18 protein-coding genes are annotated in these 17,589 nt (G+C 69.7%); 1 reads left to right on the top strand and 17 read right to left on the bottom strand.

Annotated elements, in window-relative coordinates; all coding sequences use genetic code 11:
* Positions 1 to 46 precede the first annotated feature (46 nt).
* From ACQF4J_RS36210 to ACQF4J_RS36155, 12 genes are all read right to left on the bottom strand, one after another.
* Positions 47 to 574, bottom strand: coding sequence for a DUF1269 domain-containing protein (locus ACQF4J_RS36210; RefSeq protein ID WP_351569042.1), 528 nt, complete (start codon positions 572 to 574; stop codon positions 47 to 49).
* A gap of 129 nt (positions 575 to 703) precedes the next feature.
* On the bottom strand, positions 704 to 3,568 hold the full coding sequence (locus ACQF4J_RS36205) for a DEAD/DEAH box helicase (protein ID WP_351569045.1): 2,865 nt from the start codon (positions 3,566 to 3,568) through the stop codon (positions 704 to 706).
* A gap of 84 nt (positions 3,569 to 3,652) precedes the next feature.
* On the bottom strand, positions 3,653 to 4,603 hold the full coding sequence (tatC, locus tag ACQF4J_RS36200) for a twin-arginine translocase subunit TatC (RefSeq protein ID WP_351569048.1): 951 nt from the start codon (positions 4,601 to 4,603) through the stop codon (positions 3,653 to 3,655).
* A gap of 47 nt (positions 4,604 to 4,650) precedes the next feature.
* Positions 4,651 to 4,938 (bottom strand): Sec-independent protein translocase subunit TatA, encoded by a 288-nt coding sequence (gene tatA / locus ACQF4J_RS36195; RefSeq protein ID WP_058926343.1) that lies wholly within the window; start codon positions 4,936 to 4,938, stop codon positions 4,651 to 4,653.
* Between the two features lie 261 nt (positions 4,939 to 5,199).
* Positions 5,200 to 5,394 carry a hypothetical protein gene (locus tag ACQF4J_RS36190; protein ID WP_142150771.1) on the bottom strand — a complete coding sequence of 65 codons (195 nt, stop codon included), beginning with the start codon at positions 5,392 to 5,394 and terminating at the stop codon, positions 5,200 to 5,202.
* 20 nt (positions 5,395 to 5,414) lie between these two features.
* Complete coding sequence (locus tag ACQF4J_RS36185; protein WP_351569051.1) at positions 5,415 to 5,705, bottom strand: hypothetical protein; 291 nt, start codon at positions 5,703 to 5,705, stop codon at positions 5,415 to 5,417.
* Positions 5,706 to 5,828: 123 nt separating this feature from the next.
* Positions 5,829 to 6,857 carry a helix-turn-helix transcriptional regulator gene (locus tag ACQF4J_RS36180; RefSeq protein ID WP_351569054.1) on the bottom strand — a complete coding sequence of 343 codons (1,029 nt, stop codon included), beginning with the start codon at positions 6,855 to 6,857 and terminating at the stop codon, positions 5,829 to 5,831.
* A gap of 19 nt (positions 6,858 to 6,876) precedes the next feature.
* Positions 6,877 to 7,830 carry a helix-turn-helix transcriptional regulator gene (locus ACQF4J_RS36175; RefSeq protein ID WP_351569056.1) on the bottom strand — a complete coding sequence of 318 codons (954 nt, stop codon included), beginning with the start codon at positions 7,828 to 7,830 and terminating at the stop codon, positions 6,877 to 6,879.
* A 185-nt stretch (positions 7,831 to 8,015) separates the two neighbouring features.
* Positions 8,016 to 8,387: an FKBP-type peptidyl-prolyl cis-trans isomerase gene (locus tag ACQF4J_RS36170; protein ID WP_142150777.1), complete on the bottom strand. Its 372-nt coding sequence runs from the start codon at positions 8,385 to 8,387 to the stop codon at positions 8,016 to 8,018.
* Between the two features lie 58 nt (positions 8,388 to 8,445).
* On the bottom strand, positions 8,446 to 9,450 hold the full coding sequence (locus ACQF4J_RS36165; protein ID WP_351569058.1) for an FKBP-type peptidyl-prolyl cis-trans isomerase: 1,005 nt from the start codon (positions 9,448 to 9,450) through the stop codon (positions 8,446 to 8,448).
* 127 nt (positions 9,451 to 9,577) lie between these two features.
* On the bottom strand, positions 9,578 to 10,939 hold the full coding sequence (gene pafA, locus ACQF4J_RS36160) for a Pup--protein ligase (protein ID WP_028801611.1): 1,362 nt from the start codon (positions 10,937 to 10,939) through the stop codon (positions 9,578 to 9,580).
* A gap of 9 nt (positions 10,940 to 10,948) precedes the next feature.
* Positions 10,949 to 12,208: an MFS transporter gene (locus tag ACQF4J_RS36155; protein WP_351569060.1), complete on the bottom strand. Its 1,260-nt coding sequence runs from the start codon at positions 12,206 to 12,208 to the stop codon at positions 10,949 to 10,951.
* Between the two features lie 88 nt (positions 12,209 to 12,296).
* Between ACQF4J_RS36155 and ACQF4J_RS36150 the strand changes: the two genes are divergently transcribed.
* Positions 12,297 to 13,313 carry a LacI family DNA-binding transcriptional regulator gene (locus ACQF4J_RS36150; RefSeq protein WP_351569063.1) on the top strand — a complete coding sequence of 339 codons (1,017 nt, stop codon included), beginning with the start codon at positions 12,297 to 12,299 and terminating at the stop codon, positions 13,311 to 13,313.
* A 57-nt stretch (positions 13,314 to 13,370) separates the two neighbouring features.
* Here ACQF4J_RS36150 and prcA read toward each other — a convergent pair whose 3' ends face one another.
* From prcA to dop, 5 genes are all read right to left on the bottom strand, one after another.
* Complete coding sequence (gene prcA, locus ACQF4J_RS36145) at positions 13,371 to 14,126, bottom strand: proteasome subunit alpha (RefSeq protein WP_351569066.1); 756 nt, start codon at positions 14,124 to 14,126, stop codon at positions 13,371 to 13,373.
* 59 nt (positions 14,127 to 14,185) lie between these two features.
* Positions 14,186 to 15,031, bottom strand: coding sequence for a proteasome subunit beta (gene prcB / locus ACQF4J_RS36140; protein ID WP_351569069.1), 846 nt, complete (start codon positions 15,029 to 15,031; stop codon positions 14,186 to 14,188).
* The gene (locus tag ACQF4J_RS36135; RefSeq protein ID WP_427167706.1) at positions 14,983 to 15,588 is read right to left on the bottom strand and encodes an endonuclease VII domain-containing protein; all 606 of its coding nucleotides are present in this window, start codon (positions 15,586 to 15,588) and stop codon (positions 14,983 to 14,985) included. Before ACQF4J_RS36135 ends, prcB begins: the two co-directional genes overlap by 49 nt.
* Positions 15,589 to 15,637: 49 nt before the next feature.
* On the bottom strand, positions 15,638 to 15,856 hold the full coding sequence (locus ACQF4J_RS36130; protein ID WP_142150792.1) for a ubiquitin-like protein Pup: 219 nt from the start codon (positions 15,854 to 15,856) through the stop codon (positions 15,638 to 15,640).
* A 188-nt stretch (positions 15,857 to 16,044) separates the two neighbouring features.
* On the bottom strand, positions 16,045 to 17,556 hold the full coding sequence (dop, locus tag ACQF4J_RS36125; RefSeq protein ID WP_351474339.1) for a depupylase/deamidase Dop: 1,512 nt from the start codon (positions 17,554 to 17,556) through the stop codon (positions 16,045 to 16,047).
* Positions 17,557 to 17,589: the final 33 nt, after the last annotated feature.

Below are 17,589 nucleotides of genomic sequence, written 5' to 3'. Positions count from 1 at the left end.
GGCCCACCGACACGGCCTGCCTCACCGCGCCGGTCACCGTGGGGGCCTACCGCGGGTCGGTCGATTCGTCCGTGGTCCCCGTCGCCGCGCGGAGTTCGGCCTCCACGGGGGCCAAGGCCTCGGCCGTCAGGAAGCCCTCCGCGAGGGGCCGGCCTCCGGTCTCCCGGACGGCTTCGAGCAGCTGCTTCGCCCACAGGTGCTCCAGCAGCAGGAAGCCCGCCGCGGTTCCCGGCAGCAGTTCCTCCGACAGCGTCTTGAGATCGTCCGGGGTGAACCCGAACTGCTTGGTCACGGCGCCGTACTCCCCCGCCACGGCGGGCTCCGGCGCGCCGGGCGCCTCCGCGAGGCCGGGACCGAGGCCCAGCAGGGCTGCGAGCGTCTCGCCCATGCCCTCGGACCGGTAGTCGAGAACGGCGACGTCGCCGTCGGTCTGCTTCTGCAGGAACAGCACGTCCAGGACGCGGATCTGTCCGCTGGCCTCCAGCGCCGCCAGCTCCTCGAGCACACGGCCCTCGAACTTGGCGTCGGGACCGAACCCGAAGGTCACGAGCTGTACCGGCCCGAGTGTCGACATGGCGTGGCTCCCTTCCCCGTCCCGGGTTCATCAAGCCCCACCCCGGTGCGGTCGCGCCTCACCCCCAGGAGGTGAGACCACGGCCCGGCACCCCGCGCCGGGACCGTGTTCCTCACGCCGCCGTGCCGGTCACCCCACCGACGAGTAGGCCACGACCCCGCGCAGCAGCAGGTCGACGGCCTTGCGGGCGTTCTTCGCGACCGTGGACGACGCCTCCCCGCCGGAGACGGGAGCCGCCGCCGAGATCTGCCCGAGCACGTCGATCACCTGCTTGCACCACCGTACGAAGTCGCCGGCGGGCATCTCCGCCTCCCGCAGCACCTCGTCCAGCCCCTTGCCCGAGGCCCACGTGTACGCCGCCCAGGCGAACCCGAGATCCGGCTCCCGCTGCCCGACCCCCTCGGTCTGCGTGATCCGGAACTCCTCCTCCAGAGCGTCCAGCCGCCCCCAGATCCGCACCATCTCGCCCAGCGCGGCCTTGGCCTTGCCGGACGGCAGCTTCGGCGCCATCGCGTCGTCGCCGACCCGCGCCTCGTACACCAACGCAGAGACGCAGGCGGCCAGTTCGGCGGGGGCGAGCCCTTCCCAGACCCCGGCCCGCAGACACTCGCTGGCCAGCAGGTCCAGCTCGCCGTACAACCGGGCGAGCCGCCTGCCGTGCTCGGTGACCTCGTCGGCGCGCAGATAGTCCAGCTCGGTCAGCAGGGCGACGATCCGGTCGAAGGTCCGGGCGATGGTGTTCGTCCGCCCCTCGATCCGCCGCTCCAACTGCGAGGTGTCCCGCAGCAGCCGGTGATACCGCTCGGCCCAACGGGCGTGGTCCTCACGGTCGCTGCACCCGTGGCACGGATGGGCCCGGATCGCGGTCCGCAACCGTGCGATCTCCCGGTCGTCGGCCGCCTGCGACCGCTTCTTGCGGGCCCGCTCCGGCGGAATGTGCCCGGCCTTGGTGCGCAGCGCGGACGCCAGGTCCCGACGCGACTGGGGCGAACGCGGGTTGAAGGACTTGGGGATCCGCATCCGCTCCAACGCCTCGACCGGCACCGGGAAGTCGATGGAGGCCAGTCGCTTGACCTGGCGCTCGGCGGTCAGCACCAGGGGCCGCGGCCCGTCGTGGTGCTCGAAACCTCGGTGCCCGTTGGACCGCCCGGCGGGCAGCCCCGGGTCCAGCACCAGTGCCAGTCCCGCGTACTTGCCCGTCGGCACGTGGATGACGTCACCCGGCTTGAGCTTCTCCAGCGCCACCGCGGCCTCCGCGCGCCGCTGTGCCGCTCCCTGCCGGGACAGCTCTGTCTCCCGGTCCTTGAGCTCTCGGCGCAGCCGCGCGTACTCCTCGAAGTCCCCGAGGTGGCAGGTCATGGAGGTCTTGTAGCCCTCCAGCCCCTCCTCGTTGCGCTGCACCTGCCGCGAGATCCCGACGACCGACTTGTCGGCCTGGAACTGCGCGAAGGACGTCTCCAGCAGCTCGCGCGAGCGGTGCCGCCCGAACTGCTCCACGAGGTTGACGGCCATGTTGTACGACGGCTTGAAGCTGGAGCGCAGCGGATACGTACGCGTGCCCGCGAGTCCCGCCAGATGCTCGGGGCTCATCCCGCGCTGCCACAGCACCACGGCATGTCCCTCGACGTCGATGCCGCGCCGCCCCGCACGACCCGTCAGCTGGGTGTACTCGCCCGGCGTGATGTCGGCGTGCTGTTCGCCGTTCCACTTGACGAGCTTCTCCAACACCACCGAGCGGGCCGGCATGTTGATGCCGAGGGCGAGCGTCTCCGTCGCGAACACGGCCTTCACCAGGCCGCGTACGAACAGCTCCTCGACGACCTCCTTGAACGTCGGCAGCATGCCCGCGTGATGGGCCGCGATACCGCGCTCGAGGCCCTCCAGCCACTCGTAGTAGCCCAGGACATGGAGGTCCTCGGAGGGAATGGACGCCGTGCGCTCCTCCACGAGCGCCCGCACCCGCTCCCGGGCCTCCTCGTCGTTCAGCCGCAGTCCCGCGTACAGGCACTGCTGTACGGCGGCCTCGCAGGCGGCGCGGCTGAAGATGAAGGTGATGGCGGGCAGCAGGCCCTCGGCGTCGAGCCGCTCGATGACCTCGGGCCGCCCGGGTGTCCACACCCGGGACCGCTGTCGCCGCTCCCGCTCCCGGTCGGCCTCGCGCATGGCGCGCCCGCGCCTGCGGTCCTGGTACGACGGCCGGCTGGCCTCCATCCGCGCGAGCCGGGTGAGGTCGGGGTTGACGGCCTTCTTGCTGCCCTCGCCCTCCTCGAACAGGTCGTACATCCGCCGGCCGGCGAGCACGTGCTGGAACAGCGGCACGGGCCGGTGCTCGGAGACGATCACCTCGGTGTCGCCTCGGACGGTGTCGAGCCAGTCGCCGAACTCCTCCGCGTTGGAGACGGTCGCCGAGAGGGACACCAGGGTCACGGACTCGGGAAGGTGGATGATCACCTCTTCCCACACCGCTCCCCGGAAGCGGTCGGAGAGGTAGTGCACCTCGTCCATGACCACGTATCCGAGCCCGAGGAGGGTCTGCGAGCCCGCGTACAGCATGTTCCGCAGCACCTCGGTGGTCATCACGACCACCGGCGCCTCGGAGTTGACGCTGTTGTCGCCGGTGAGCAGGCCGACCTTGGCCGCCCCGTAGCGGCGGCAGAGGTCGGCGTACTTCTGGTTCGACAGCGCCTTGATGGGTGTCGTGTAGAAGCACTTCTTGCCCTGCAGCAGGGCCAGGTGGACGGCGAACTCGCCCACGATCGTCTTGCCCGAGCCGGTGGGCGCGGCGACCAGCACCCCCTTGCCCGATTCGAGTGCCTGGCAGGCCTCGATCTGGAAGGGGTCCAGGCCGAAGTCGTACATCTCGCGGAAGGAGGCGAGCGCGGTGGCCTGCTCGGCAGCGCGCCTACGGGCAGCCGCATACCGCTCGGCCGGTGAGAGGTCCTCTGTCATCGTGCTTTCGAGCGTACCGGGCCCCACTGACAACAGGACGATCATTATCCGGAACCCCGGTCGTCAAACACCGAGAGGTGCCCGGGTCCCGCAGGACCCGGGCACCTCTCGTGCCGTGTGGACGATCGCTCAGGTCACGTCGTCGTACCCGTTGACCCGGTCCGTGCTCGCCTGCTCGGGCAGGCTCCGGCTGGCGGAGACGACCTCCACCTCGCCGATGTCCTCGGGGGTGAGGTCGAGGTCGGAGGCCTCGTCGTCGGCGGGACCGGCCGCCTCGCGGCGACGCTTGCGGCGGTCGTTGAAGAGGGAGAACGCGACAGCGCCGAAGTACAGCACCCAGATCGGCCCGGCGAGCGCCAGCATCGACAGCGGGTCCGTACTGGGCGTGGCGACGGCCGCGAAGACCGTGATGCCCATGATCATGCCGCGCCACCAGCCGAGCATCCGTCGGCCGCTGAGCACCCCGGTGAGGTTCAACATGATCAGCAGCAGCGGGAGCTCGAAGGAGAGGCCGAAAACGATCACCATGCGGGTGACGAGCTGCAGCAGGTCGTCGAGCGGCAGCAGGTTGCTCACGCCGTGCGGGGTGAAGTCGATGAGCACCTTCGCGGTGGTCGGCAGCACCTTGTACGCGAAGAACGCGCCGGCGAAGAAGAGCGGAGCGCCGGTGCCGACGAACGCGTAGGCGTACTTCCTCTCGTGCCGGTGCAGACCCGGCGCGACGAAGGCCCAGAGCTGGTACAGCCAGATCGGCGACGCGAACACCACGCCGGCCATCAGGGAGACCTGAAGGGCCAGCGTGAACGGCGCGAGCAGACCGTTGATGGTGATCTGTGCGCACGGGTGAGAGCTGGACTTCGACTTCGCCAGCTGCTCGAATGTCTCCCCGCACCCGACCGAGTCGAGGACCGGCTTGGTGAGGAAGTTGATGATGTCGTTGTAGAAGAAGGCGGCGACGATCGTCACGACGACGATGGCCAGCATCGCCTTCGCGAGCCGGTTGCGGAGCTCACGAAGGTGGTCCGCAAGGGGCATCCGCCCCTCGGGATCCTTCTCCTGCTTGCGGGCAGACTTGGGCAACCCACGTCCTCATCTCGTGCGGCGGGCCGGAGGCGTCCGGCCCTGCATCAGGCCTTGGTGGTGTCCGTCGGCTCGGTGACCGGGCGCGAGCTGGTCACGTCGCCGGGGGCGGCCTGGATGGTGCGCTGGGCGGGGGGCTGCTCACCGGTGTTCGGCGGGCCGGCCGGCGTGGCCGTGCCGCTGCCCTCTTCCTTCATCGCCTTCGCCTCGCTCTTGAGGATGCGAGCGGACTTGCCGAGCGAGCGCGCCATGTCGGGAAGCTTCTTCGCGCCGAACAGCAGGATGACGACGACGAGGATGAGAATGATCTCGGGGGCGCCGAGCCTTCCGAACATAAGTCTTTACCTTCTCACCGAGGCGGCTGGGGGTGGGATGCTGTCCGACCGGTCGGACACATGTCCGATCGATCGTGCTGGCAGCGATCGTAACGCTCGGGGGTGAACGTGAGGCAATCCCCGTGCGTACTCCCGTCCGCGGCCCGGGCCTCGTTCTCCGGTCCGCGACCAGCAGCGTACCCGCCAGTGTGGCCCGGGTGACAGGCCGAAGTGACCCAAAACGCCTGCGGCGCAGGACTCACACCTTCGCCACAGCGCCCCTCACAGGGAATCCACGGCGCGTGCGGTGCTCACGGCGGCACGCTCCAGATCCTCCGCGGCCCGGTTGATACGGCGCGCGGAGTCACTGACCTGCCGACCCAGCCGCTGCGCCTCCAGGAACACCCGCACGGCGAACACCCCGAGCACCGCCAGACCCAGGAAACCCACAGCTACCGCGAACATCGGCCAGAACATGACGTCGACCCTAGACCTTTCTACGGTGTGTGCAGCCGCAGGGTCCGCACGCCGCCGCCGGTCAGCAGTTCGACGATCCGCTCCCCCGCCGGCTTGCGGACCGAGGCGCCGCAGTCGGGGCAGGTGAAGGAGTAGAAGGTGCTGCGGCTGGTGGCGCCGATGGCGAGCCGCAGGGCGCCGGCGGTGAGCTCGAAGCTGCCCCGGCAGTCCGGGCAGCCCGCCCTGAACATCACCGCCGACACGCTTCTCATCCCCGCGAAGGCAGCCGCCACCGACATCCCCTGCACACCAGACACCGACGACTCGCTCAAAGCTCCCGCTCCCCTTCTCCTGGTCGTTCGCCTCCGGGGCGCCCGGCCGGTGCCGGGACCGCAGCCGGGCTCAGCCGTCAAAACCGCGCGCCCGCCCCCGGACACCGGCGCGTTCCCTCGACCTCACTCCCGCCCGTCGGACGGCTCCTGATCCGGCTGTCGCCCTTCGTCGTGGACCGCCCCCACACCGTCGTACGCCAGCAGCGCCTCACGGGCCGCCCGGCGCGCGCTGTCCGCGAGGTCGGGCGGCGACACGATCCGGCCGTCGCGCCCGAGCCGCAGGGCCAGGCGCCGCAGCGAGGCCGGATCGGGGGTCCGCAGAGTGATACGCAGCCCGCCGTCCGCAAGCTCATCCGCGCTGTCGTGCGGGTAGTACTCGGCGACCCAGCGGCCGCCCGGACCCACCTCGATGACGACCTCCGGGTCCTCGGCGGCAGGCTGCACCAGCGCCTCGGAGAGGTCCCGCAGCTCCATCTCGGGCGGCGCGGACGGCTCGTCGAGGATCTTGATCTCGGCGACCCGGTCGAGCCGGAAGGTGCGGCGCGCCTCGGAGCGGCGGCACCACGCCTCCACATAGGTGTGCCCGACGCTGACCAGGCGGATGGGGTCGATCTCCCGCTCGGTGACCTCGTCGCGGGCCGGCGAGTAGTAGCGGATCCACAGCCGGCGCCGTTCGGAGATGGCCCGGTCGACGTCCGCGAAGACCCCGCCCTCCGACTCGAACGTCACCGACAGGCGGGAGCTGGCGCCGGCCGCCTCGCCCGCCGCCGTCTCCACCTTGGCGGTGGCCCGCAGCAGGGCCTGCCGGTCGCCCTCGCGCAGCCCGGGCAGCGTGGCCACCGCGCGGGCGGCCACCAGCAGCGCGGTCGCCTCGTCGGCGGCCAGCCGCAGCGGCTCGGCGACGTCGTCGGGGTTGTGCCACCAGATGCGCTCGCCGTCGGTGTCGATGTCGAGCAGGTCACCGCCCCGGAAGCTGGTGCCGCACATGGGCAGCACGTCGAGGTCGGAGACCAGCTCGTCCTCGCTGATGCCGAAGGCGCGCGCGACGTCCTCGACCCGGGCCCCGGGGCGCTCCTTGAGATACGTCACCAGGGAGAGCATCCGTCGGGTCTGGTCGATGGCGTTCACGGGCCTGACCGGTTTGCCTGCCACTGCTTAGCTCCGCTCCCCCTCAGCCCTTGGCCACGGCACGCAGCCGGTCCACCACGTCCGCGCGCAGCTCGGCCGGCTCCAGCACCACCACGTCCGGCCCGAACTCCACCAGCCAGGCATCCAGCCCGTGCCCGTACGGAATCTCCAACTCGTCCCAGCCGTCGGCGAGTTCCCGCACCGAGGAGGCCTTCGCCCGAAGGGGGTAGCCCGCGCCCGAGCGCAGCCGGATCAGCGCGGAACGGTCGGCGGTCTCCCCCGCCCAGCTCGCGACCGTCTCGCGGACGGTGACGACGTCCGGGATCTCGGCCGTGAACCGGCCCCCGCGGCTGCGGACCCTGCCGGTGATCCGCGACAGCCTGAACACCCGCTCGGCACCCCGGTCACGGTCGAACCCGGCCAGGTACCAGTGGCCGCGCCAGCACTCCAGGGCCCACGGCTCCACATGGCGGGGCTCGGGACGGGCGGCGGTGGCCTTGCGGTAGTCGAAGACGACGGGACGGCGGTCGCGGCAGGCCAGCATCAGCGGCTCGAACGCGGCCTCGTGCACCGGGATGCGCGGCTCCAGGGCGCCGTGGGCCTCGTACGGGTCGAAGTCCTCGGGCAGACCGGCCGCGCGCAGCTTCTGCAGGGCTCCGCTGGCCGCACCGGCGAGCCGGGCCTGCTGCCAGACCTTGGCGGCCAGGCCCAGGGCGGCGGCCTCCTCGGCGTCGAGGGTCACGGGAGGCAGGCGGTTGCTGTCACGTCGGGCCAGGTAGCCGATCTCGCCGTCGAGGTTCTCCACGGTCTCGATGACCAGGCCGAGTTCGCGCAGATCGTCCTTGTCGCGCTCGAACATCCGGCTGAAGGCGTCCTCCGAATTGGCCTCCAGGTACGCCTCGATGGACTCACGCAGCTCGCGCTTGCTGAGCGGCCGCCGCGTCCCGAGCAGACACAGCGCCAGGTTCATCAGCCGCTCGGCCTTGGCAATGGCCATCGACGCCCTTCGCCTCCCTATGGTCCTTTACGACGATGACCGTACCGCCCCGAAGTGGCGCGGCAAAAGCCGAGGGCCCATGCCCGGGCGGGCATGGACCCCAGGTGATCGGGTCCGGTCGGTCGCCGCACGACGACCGAACCGTGAACCGATCCCGCACGACCGCGAACGAACTCGGACGACGATCAGACGCCGAGCAGGTCGACGACGAAGATCAGCGTCTCGCCCGGCTTGATCGCCGGCGTCGGGCTCTGGTTGCCGTAGGCGAGGTGGGCCGGGATGGTCAGCTGGCGGCGGCCGCCGACCTTCATGCCCTGCACACCCTGGTCCCAGCCCTTGATGACGCGGCCGCCGCCCAGCGGGAAGCGGAACGGGGTGCCGCGGTTCCAGCTGGCGTCGAACTCCTCACCGGTGCTGAAGGCCACGCCCACGTAGTGGACGGTGACGGTCTGGCCCGCCTGCGCAACGGCGCCGTCGCCCTCCCAGATGTCCTTGATCTCGAGGTCCGCCGGGGGCTCGCCGCCCGGGAAGTCGATCTCGGGCTTCTCGATGCTCACGTCTTTCAGCTCCTGCTTGTCGGAAAGGCAACACGCACAGTCTTACACCTCGCGGACGCTACATCTTCGCGAGGATGTCGACCGAGAAGACCAGCACCGAGTCCTTCTTGATGCCGCTGTTGGGCGGCGGGTTGTCGGCGTAGCCCAGCTTCGGCGGGACGACGATCAGGACGCGGCTGCCGACCTTCTTGCCGGTCAGGCCCTGCGCCCAGCCCTTGACGACCTGCTGCAGCGAGAACGAGATCAGCTCCTTGCGGCCGTACGTCGAGTCGAACTCCTTGCCGCCGTCCCACAGCACGCCCTTGTACTGCACCAGGACACTGCTGTCGGCCGCGACCTCGTCGCCGTCGCCCTCGATGACGTACTTCGACACCAGCTTCGTCGGCGCGTCGCCCTTGGGCACCTCGATCGACGGCGCCTTGCCGTCGGTGTTGGTGCCGACCTTGGGCAGGCTCGCGTCGCTCTGCGCGACATTCGTGCCCTTCGCCGAGCTCGACGCGTTGAACGTGTTCTGGATGTCGGCGACGAACACCAGAGTGTCGGTGCCCTTGATGCCCGCCTGCGCGTTGCCCGACGTGCCGTACCCCCAGGTCGGCGGGACGGAGAAGATGACGCGGCTGCCGACCTTCTTGCCCGCCAGGGCATAGCGCCAGCCGTCGATGATGCTGCCCTGCGCCAGCTTGATGAGCAGCGCCGTCTTGCGGTCGTAGGAGTTGTCGAAGACCTTCGCCGTGTCCCAGATCTGGCCGAGGTAGTGGGCCTGGATGTAGTCGTTCTCCGCGACGGTCTTGCCGCTGCCCGCGATGAGCGTCTTCACCGCGAGCTGCTTCGACGGATCACCGGTGCCCTTGGCCACGGTCGGCTTCTTGCCGAACGTCGTGCCCGCGGTCACCGCCGGCAGCGGACCGTCGACGATCTTCGGCGGCGGCGCGGCGGAGGTCGCCGAGGCGGAGGGCGACGCGCTGTCGCTGGCCTTGGCCGAGTCGGACTTGTTGTTGTCGCCGCACGCGGCGAGCGTGGCAAATCCTGCGGGTACGGCGATGAGCAGTGAGCGTCGGCGCACGGTGGGGGCCTCGTATCGGTCGATCTTGTGGACTGGCGTGCGCGCAACTCTACGGCGTGAGAAGGGCGCCGCACTGAAAACGTACGGCGCCCGCGTTGCGTTCCGGTGTTTCACCGGAACAGGTTCCTCACATTCCCGCGATCAGCTTCTCCACCCGGTCGTCCACCGACCGGAACGGGTCCTTGCACAACACCGTGCGCTGCGCCTGGTCGTTGAGCTTGAGATGGACCCAGTCGACCGTGAAGTCACGGCGCTGCTCCTGAGCCCTGCGGATGAAGTCGCCGCGCAGCCGGGCCCGAGTGGTCTGCGGAGGAACGGACTTGCCCTCGAAGATCTTCAAGTCGTTGCAGATACGCGCCGCTTGACCCTTCTTCTCGAGCAGGTAGTACAGGCCACGACGGCGGTGGATGTCGTGGTAGGCGAGGTCTATCTGCGCGACCCGCGGGTGGGACATGGTCATGTTGTGCTTGGCCCGGTACCGCTCGATGAGCTTGTACTTCATCACCCAGTCGATCTCGGTGCCGATCCGGTCGAGGTCCTCGGCCTCGATCGCGTCCAGCGTGCGGCCCCACAGCTCCAGGACCTGCTCGACGGTGCCGGTGCGGATACCTCGGCGCTCGCAGAAGTCCACGGCCTTCTCGTAGTACTCGCGCTGCACCTCCAGCGCGGAGGCCTCCCGGCCGCTGGCCAGACGCACCTTGCGCCGGCCGGTGATGTCGTGGCTGACCTCACGGATCGCCCGGATCGGGTTCTCCAGGGTCAAATCGCGCATCACGGTGCCCGCCTCGATCATGCGCAGCACCAGGTCGGTGGCCCCGACCTTCAGCAGCATGGTCGTCTCGGACATGTTCGAGTCGCCCACGATCACATGCAGCCGGCGGTACCGCTCCGCATCCGCGTGCGGTTCGTCGCGGGTGTTGATGATGGGCCTCGAGCGGGTCGTCGCCGAGGAGACACCCTCCCAGATGTGCTCGGCCCGCTGACTGACGCAGTACACCGCACCGCGCGGCGTCTGCAGCACCTTGCCCGCCCCACACAGGAGCTGGCGGGTGACCAGGAACGGAATGAGGATGTCCGCGAGCCGGGAGAACTCCCCGTGGCGCGCGACGAGATAGTTCTCGTGGCAGCCGTAGGAGTTGCCCGCCGAGTCGGTGTTGTTCTTGAAGAGGTAGACGTCGCCCGCGATTCCTTCCTCGTGCAGGCGTCGTTCGGCGTCTACCAGGAGTCCTTCCAGAATGCGTTCGCCGGCCTTGTCGTGGGTGACCAATTCGGTCACGTTGTCACATTCGGGTGTCGCGTATTCCGGATGTGAGCCCACGTCGAGATAGAGGCGGGCGCCGTTTCGCAGAAAGACATTGCTGCTGCGGCCCCATGACACGACACGGCGGAAGAGGTACCGCGCCACCTCGTCGGGAGACAGGCGGCGCTGTCCCCTGAACGTACATGTGACGCCGTACTCGTTCTCCAGCCCGAAAATGCGGCGGTCCATGACTGAACATTACGCCCGATCCCCTGAGCTGAAACGGGGTTCGACGGCACGGTTTGGATCATTTTCCGTACAGGCCGCAACTACCCGCGGCCCGCCGGGAGCTGCGAGGACCCGCCCGGTGGCCAGCAGGACCAGCAGCGACACACCCCCCGCCGCACCCGGGACGGCATACCCCCACAGGGCCCCGCCCGCCTCGACGACCGGACCCGCAAGGCCCGTTCCGACCGACGCCCCGACCGTGAACGTCGTCACGATCCAGGAGAACGCCTCGGTGACCGTCCCGCTCGGCGCGTGCCGGTCGACCAGTACGAACGCGCACGCGATGACCGGCGCCAGGAACAACCCGGCCACCACCGTCAGCAACACCATCGCCACAGCACCCGGCATCAGCATCAGCGGCAGGTAACACACCGCCAGAAGAGCGACCAGCACCTGCAGTCGCCGCGCCGGCTCCCCGGTCCACCGCCGCGCCCCGTACGCCGTCCCGCCGATCAGCGCGCCCAACCCGATCGCCGCCATGATCCAGCCGTACACCGCGTCCCCGCCGTGCTCGTCGGCGTACGGCACCGAAGCCACCGTGATCGAGCCCAGCGCCATGCCGACGAACAGGAACGCGCCCAGCAGCGCGAGCAGTCCTCGCGAACGCAGGGCGCCGAGCCAGTGCGCCTCGCGCGGCGCCGACCGCCACGCGCGCGAAGGCGGCGAGACGACCACGGACAGCGCCCCGAGAACCCCGAGGACGTTCACCACGACCAGCGCCGCCCCGGCCGACCACAGCGACACGCACAGCGTCACCAGCAGCGGCCCGGCGGCGAACATGACCTCCTGGGCCACGGCGTCCATCGCGTACGCCGTGTGCACCTGCTCCTCCCTGCCCAGCACACTCGGCCACAGCGCCCGCAGACCGCCCTCCAGGGGCGGCGTGAACAGCCCGGCGGCCGCCACGCACGCGTAGGCGAGCCCGAGCGGATCGGTGCCGGTGACGGCGAAGCACGCCATGGCGAGGGCCGACGCGAGCGCCGCGGGCAGCTGGACCCGCGGCTGCCCACGCAGGTCCACCAGCCGCCCGAGCACCGGCTGCCCGACCGCGTTGGCGACCCCGTACACCGCCGCCAGCCCCCCGGCGAGGCTGTACGTGCCACCCTCCGCGCGGACGAACAGCACGATCGCGATGGCCGCGGTGGCATTGGGCAGCCGACCCACCAAAGTGCCCGCCAACAGACGCGCGGCATGCCGCGCCCTGAGGATCTCCAGGTAGCCCGCGGCCATGCCCCGCCTCCAAGTTTTACGTATAACGCCGTCTCCCATACGTACCATGTGCGCTGTTCACCAGTCCACACGAAGGAGCAGGCCGACGGTGGCACGAGGCAGCACCCGCCCCACAAGCCGAGACGTCGCCCAGGCCGCCGGCGTCTCCCAGGCCGCCGTCTCCCTGGTCCTCGGCGACAAATGGCGCGGCCGCGTCTCCGCCGCCACCGCCGAACGCGTCCGGGAAGCCGCCCGCGAACTCGGCTACCGACCCAACCTCGCCGCCCGCAACCTCCGCCTCGGCCGCACCCGCACCGTGCTCCTGGTGGTCCCCGCCCTCACCAACGAGTTCTTCGCCGGCGTCTACACAGGCGCCGCCCGCATCGCCGCCCGCCACGGCTTCGGCGTCGTCCTCTACCCCTCCCCCGCCGGCATCGGCCCCGCCCGCGACCCCTTCGCCTCCGCCCAGGCCGCCCTGGACGGCGTCATCGCCTCCTCCATGGCCGCCGACGCCCTCACCGAGATCCGCGGCGACCAACTACCCCTCGTCATGCTCGACAGCGACCCCGAAGGCAGCCTCGGCGCCGCGACCGTCAACCTCGACATCACCGACGGCGTCCGCCAAGTCGCCGAACACCTCCTCGCCCAGGGACACCGCGCCTTCCTGCACCTCGCCGCCGACGTACCCTCCTGGACCTTCGAGGTACGCGCACGAGAACTCGCCGACCGCGTCGCCACGACCCCCGGCACATCCGTGCGAACGGCCCACTCCGCCCTCTCCATCGAGGCCGCCCTCACCGCCACGACGACCGCCCTCACCGAACCGGGCCCCCGCCCCACCGCGCTGGTCTGCGACGACGACAAACTCGCGGCCGGCGCCTACAAGGCGATCCGCCGCCTCGGCCTGCGCATCCCCGACGACATCTCGGTCACCGGCCTCGACGACCTCGCCCTCGCCACCGCCCTCGACCCGGAACTCACCACCGTCCGCCTCGACGCCGAGACGGTCGGCGAACGCGGCATGCAAGCCCTCCTGGCCGTCCTGGACGGCCGCACACCCGACGCGGGCGACATCCCCGTCGAATTGGTCGTACGAGGCTCCACAGCGCCTCCCCACGCCCCCTGAACGCCGTGTGCCCCGGCCGCACCAGCGACCGGGGCACACGAACGAGACGAGGCCGGACTACTCCTCGTCCGGGCCCTCACCCTCCGTGCTGCTCTCGGCCTCGGTGGACGCACCACCGGCCTCCAGCAGCCGCGCGAGCTGACGGCCGACGATCCGCTTGAACTTACGCGCCTGCGGACGCGTACGGTCCAGCACCGCGACCTCCAGGCGCTCCGCGGGGATCTCCCGCTGCGTGCCGTTCGACTCACGGGACAGAGCCTGCACGGCCAGCTTCAGCCCCTCCGCGAGGGTCATGCCCTCCCGGTGCTGCTGATCGAGGTAGTTGCTGATCAACTCGGCGTTGCCGCCGACCGCGACCGAACCGTGCTCGTCCACGATCGAACCGTCGTGCGGCAGCCGGTAGATCTGATCGCCCTCCGGCGTCTCGCCGACCTCGGCCACGACCAGCTCCACCTCGTACGGCTTCTCGCCGGCCGAGGAGAAGATCGTGCCCAGCGTCTGCGCGTAGACGTTCGCCAGACCGCGAGCGGTCACGTCGTCCCGGTCGTAGGTGTAACCGCGCAGGTCGGCGTAGCGCACACCACCGATCCGCAGGTTCTCGTACTCGTTGTACTTGCCGGCGGCCGCGAAGCCGATCCGGTCGTAGATCTCACTGAACTTGTGCAGCGCACGGGACGGGTTCTCACCGACGAAGACGATGCCGTCGGCGTACTGGAGCACGACCAGGCTGCGGCCGCGCGCGATGCCCTTGCGGGCGTACTCCGCCCGGTCGGCCATGGCCTGCTGGGGGGAGACATAGAACGGCGTCGACACCGGTTATCCGTCCCTTTCTGTCGAGGTCAACTGGATCACCTTGATAAGACCGGCCGCCGCTACAGCAGCGCGGCCCGCGGGCCGTCGGGCTGCTCCAGCCGCCGCGCCAGGATCGAGCGGGCGATCTCGGAGGACTCGTCCTCGGTGAGCCGGCGGAAGCCGTCCTCGGTGATCACGGTGACGATCGGATAGATCCGGCGGGCGACATCGGGACCACCGGTCGCCGAGTCGTCGTCTGCCGCGTCGTACAGGGCCTGCACCACGAGCGTGGTGGCGTCGGCCTCGGTCAGGTCCTCACGGAAGAGCTTCTTCATCGCACCGCGCGCGAAGATCGAACCGGAGCCCGTGGCCGCGAAGCCGTGCTCCTCGCTGCGGCCGCCCGTGACGTCGTAGGAGAAGATGCGGCCCTTCCCCCGGTCCACGTCGTAACCGGCGAACAGGGGCACCACGGCCAGGCCCTGCATCGCCATGCCCAGGTTGGAACGGATCATGGTCGACAGGCGGTTCGCCTTGCCCTCCAGCGACAGCTGGGCGCCCTCGACCTTCTCGAAGTGCTCCAGCTCCAGCTGGAACAGCTTGACCATCTCCACGGCGAGACCGGCGGTGCCGGCGATGCCGACCGCCGAGTACTCGTCGGCGGGGAAAACCTTCTCGATGTCGCGCTGGGCGATCATATTGCCCATGGTGGCCCGACGGTCACCGGCCAGCACGACACCGCCCGGGAACGTCACGGCCACGATCGTGGTGCCGTGCGGCGCCTCGATCACGCCCTGGGTGGGCGGCAGTTGACGGTTGCCGGGCAGCATCTCGGGCTGGTGCTCCGACAGGAAGTCCATGAAGGACGAGGACCCAGGCGTCAGGAAGGCAGCTGGTAGACGCCCGGTGCTACGAGTGTTGGCTTCCACGCGATTCCTTCCACGTAAGCAGCAGCCCGCCTTATGGCATCGGGCCGATCCTTGAACTGCCCCAGCGCGGCATTGCAGCTGAAGCACAGTACGCCTCGGACCCTACCCGTCTTGTGGCAGTGATCCACATGCTCCGGCGCTGCCGCCAGACATACGCAGCAGACACCCCCTTGAGACGCGACCAACTCGTCCCGCTCGGCCTCGGTGATGCCGTACTGACGCTTCAGATGGTCCTGCCGACACTGGGCGGCCCGGCACGCCTTGCAGCGCGTCGAGAGACCATCGGACGCCGTTGCGTTGCGAGGCCCCTCGCTGTGGGGTTTGATCTCGCCGCACGTCCGGCACAGCTTGTGCCCGGCCGGGACATCCACTTTCTCGCGGACTGTCCTGCCCATGGCCCCCTGGCGCCGCCGGTAGTGCGCGGCGCTGTACTCCGCCACGCACTCCCGGCAGTGCACCTGAAGGCCGTCACGCCGATTCTTGTCCCGCGCGAATGCAGCAAGCGGCAGGCCTCGGCCGCGCTTCCTGCACTGCTTCGCGTTCACTTCGTCTGCCAACCTCGCCCCCCAAAATCTTCAATCCGAAGGCAAAGTCGCTAAACGACCGTCACTCTCCGCCTTTTTGCACGAATGAGCGCACGAAATCCTCGGCATTTTCCTCGAGTACGTCGTCGATCTCGTCCAGAACCGAGTCCACGTCGTCGCTCAGCTTCTCGTGTCGTTCCTTCAGGTCCTCGGAGCCCTGTGCTTCGGTCGTCTGCTCCTCGGCCTGTTCGGTCGAGTGCGTCGCCTTCTGCTGGCCGCCGCCGGTGTCCTTGGTTGCCATGACCCTCACCCCGCTCAGTTCGCCCGACATGGTCGACAGGTCGGCATTCCTGCCGATCGGTGATGATCAGACCCTACAAGCCGGGTCTGACAATGGCCCTGCGTTTCTCCAACGTACGAGGACCACCTCGATGATTCCCGGACGGCGGACTTTCCACCCTGTTCGCCGGACGCCGCCCGGGTACCCGTTCAGCCGCCCGACAGCACCCTGACCAGGTCTTCCGCCGTGCGGCAGCGGTCGAGGAGCTCCTTGACGTGATTTCGCGTTCCGCGAAGCGGTTCGAGGGTTGGGACACGCTGGAGCGAGTCCCGGCCCGGGAGGTCGAAGATCACGGAGTCCCAGGAGGCCGCGGCGACGTCGTCGGCGTACTGCTCGAGGCAGCGTCCGCGGAAGTAGGCGCGGGTGTCCTCCGGCGGCTTCGTGCGGGCCCGCTCGACCTCGCTCTCGTCCAGCAGGCGCTTCATGCGGCCGCGGGCTTCCAGGCGGTTGTAGAGGCCCTTCTCGGCCCGTACGTCGGCGTACTGGAGGTCGAGGAGGTGGAGCTTGGCCGCGTCCCAGTCGAGGCCGTCGCGGCGCCGGTAGCCCTCCATGAGTTCGCGCTTGGCGACCCAGTCGAGCTCGCCGGCCAGGCTCATGGGGTCGTGTTCCAGTCGGTTGAGGGTGTCCTCCCAGCGGGAGAGGACGTCCTTGGTCTGCTCGTCCGCGTCGGCGCCGTAGCGTTCCTCGACGTACTTGCGGGAGAGCTCGTAGTACTCCATCTGGAGCTGGACCGCGGTGAGTGTGCGGCCGCTGCGGAGGGTGACCAGGCGCTTGAGGGTGGGGTCGTGGGAGACCTGGTGGAGGGTGCGGACCGGCTGGTCCACGGCCAGGTCGACGGCGATGAACCCGTCCTCGATCATGGACAGGACCAGGGCGGTCGTGCCGAGCTTGAGGTAGGTGGAGATCTCGGAGAGGTTCGCGTCGCCGATGATCACGTGCAGGCGGCGGTACTTCTCGGCGTCGGCGTGCGGCTCGTCCCGGGTGTTGATGATGGGGCGCTTGAGGGTGGTCTCGAGGCCGACCTCGACCTCGAAGTAGTCCGCGCGCTGGCTGAGCTGGAAGCCGTGTTCGTGGCCGTCCTGGCCGATGCCGACGCGGCCGGCGCCGGTGACGACCTGGCGGGAGACGAAGAAGGGCGTGAGGTGGCGCACGATGTCCGAGAACGGGGTTTCCCGCTTCATCAGGTAGTTCTCGTGCGTGCCGTAGGAGGCGCCCTTGTTGTCGGTGTTGTTCTTGTAGAGGTGGATCGGCTGCGCCCCGGGCAGCTGGGCCGCGCGTTCGGCGGCTTCGGCCATGATCCGCTCGCCGGCCTTGTCCCAGAGGACGGCGTCGCGGGGGTTGGTGACCTCGGGTGCGCTGTATTCGGGGTGTGCGTGGTCGACGTAGAGCCGTGCGCCGTTGGTGAGGATCACGTTGGCGAGGCCGATGTCCTCGTCGGTGAGCTGGCTGGCGTCGGCGGCCTCCCGTGCGAGGTCGAAGCCGCGCGCGTCCCGCAGCGGGTTCTCCTCCTCGAAGTCCCAGCGGGCCCGGCGGGCCCGGTGCATCGCCGCCGCGTAGGCGTTGACGATCTGGGACGAGGTGAGCATGGCATTGGCGTTGGGGTGGCCGGGGACGGAGATGCCGTACTCCGTCTCGATGCCCATTACTCGCCGTACGGTCATGCGGCCCTCCTTGCCCGGCGGCGCCCTCGGTCG

It is taken from the genome of Streptomyces sp. C1-1 (assembly GCF_050214755.1).
Lineage (GTDB): Bacteria > Actinomycetota > Actinomycetes > Streptomycetales > Streptomycetaceae > Streptomyces.
The sequence above is the reverse complement of the archived record's forward strand: the minus strand, read 5'-3'. Positions and strand labels throughout refer to the sequence as shown.

Coding starts and splice junctions, on each gene's coding strand:
- ACQF4J_RS36210 (WP_351569042.1), bottom strand. CDS start 574: ATGTCGACACTCGGGCCGGTACAGCTCGTGACCTTCGGGTTCGGTCCC.
- ACQF4J_RS36205 (WP_351569045.1), bottom strand. CDS start 3,568: ATGATCGTCCTGTTGTCAGTGGGGCCCGGTACGCTCGAAAGCACGATG.
- tatA (WP_058926343.1), bottom strand. CDS start 4,938: ATGTTCGGAAGGCTCGGCGCCCCCGAGATCATTCTCATCCTCGTCGTC.
- ACQF4J_RS36190 (WP_142150771.1), bottom strand. CDS start 5,394: ATGTTCTGGCCGATGTTCGCGGTAGCTGTGGGTTTCCTGGGTCTGGCG.
- ACQF4J_RS36175 (WP_351569056.1), bottom strand. CDS start 7,830: ATGGCCATTGCCAAGGCCGAGCGGCTGATGAACCTGGCGCTGTGTCTG.
- pafA (WP_028801611.1), bottom strand. CDS start 10,939: ATGGACCGCCGCATTTTCGGGCTGGAGAACGAGTACGGCGTCACATGT.
- ACQF4J_RS36155 (WP_351569060.1), bottom strand. CDS start 12,208: ATGGCCGCGGGCTACCTGGAGATCCTCAGGGCGCGGCATGCCGCGCGT.
- ACQF4J_RS36130 (WP_142150792.1), bottom strand. CDS start 15,856: ATGGCAACCAAGGACACCGGCGGCGGCCAGCAGAAGGCGACGCACTCG.
- dop (WP_351474339.1), bottom strand. CDS start 17,556: ATGACCGTACGGCGAGTAATGGGCATCGAGACGGAGTACGGCATCTCC.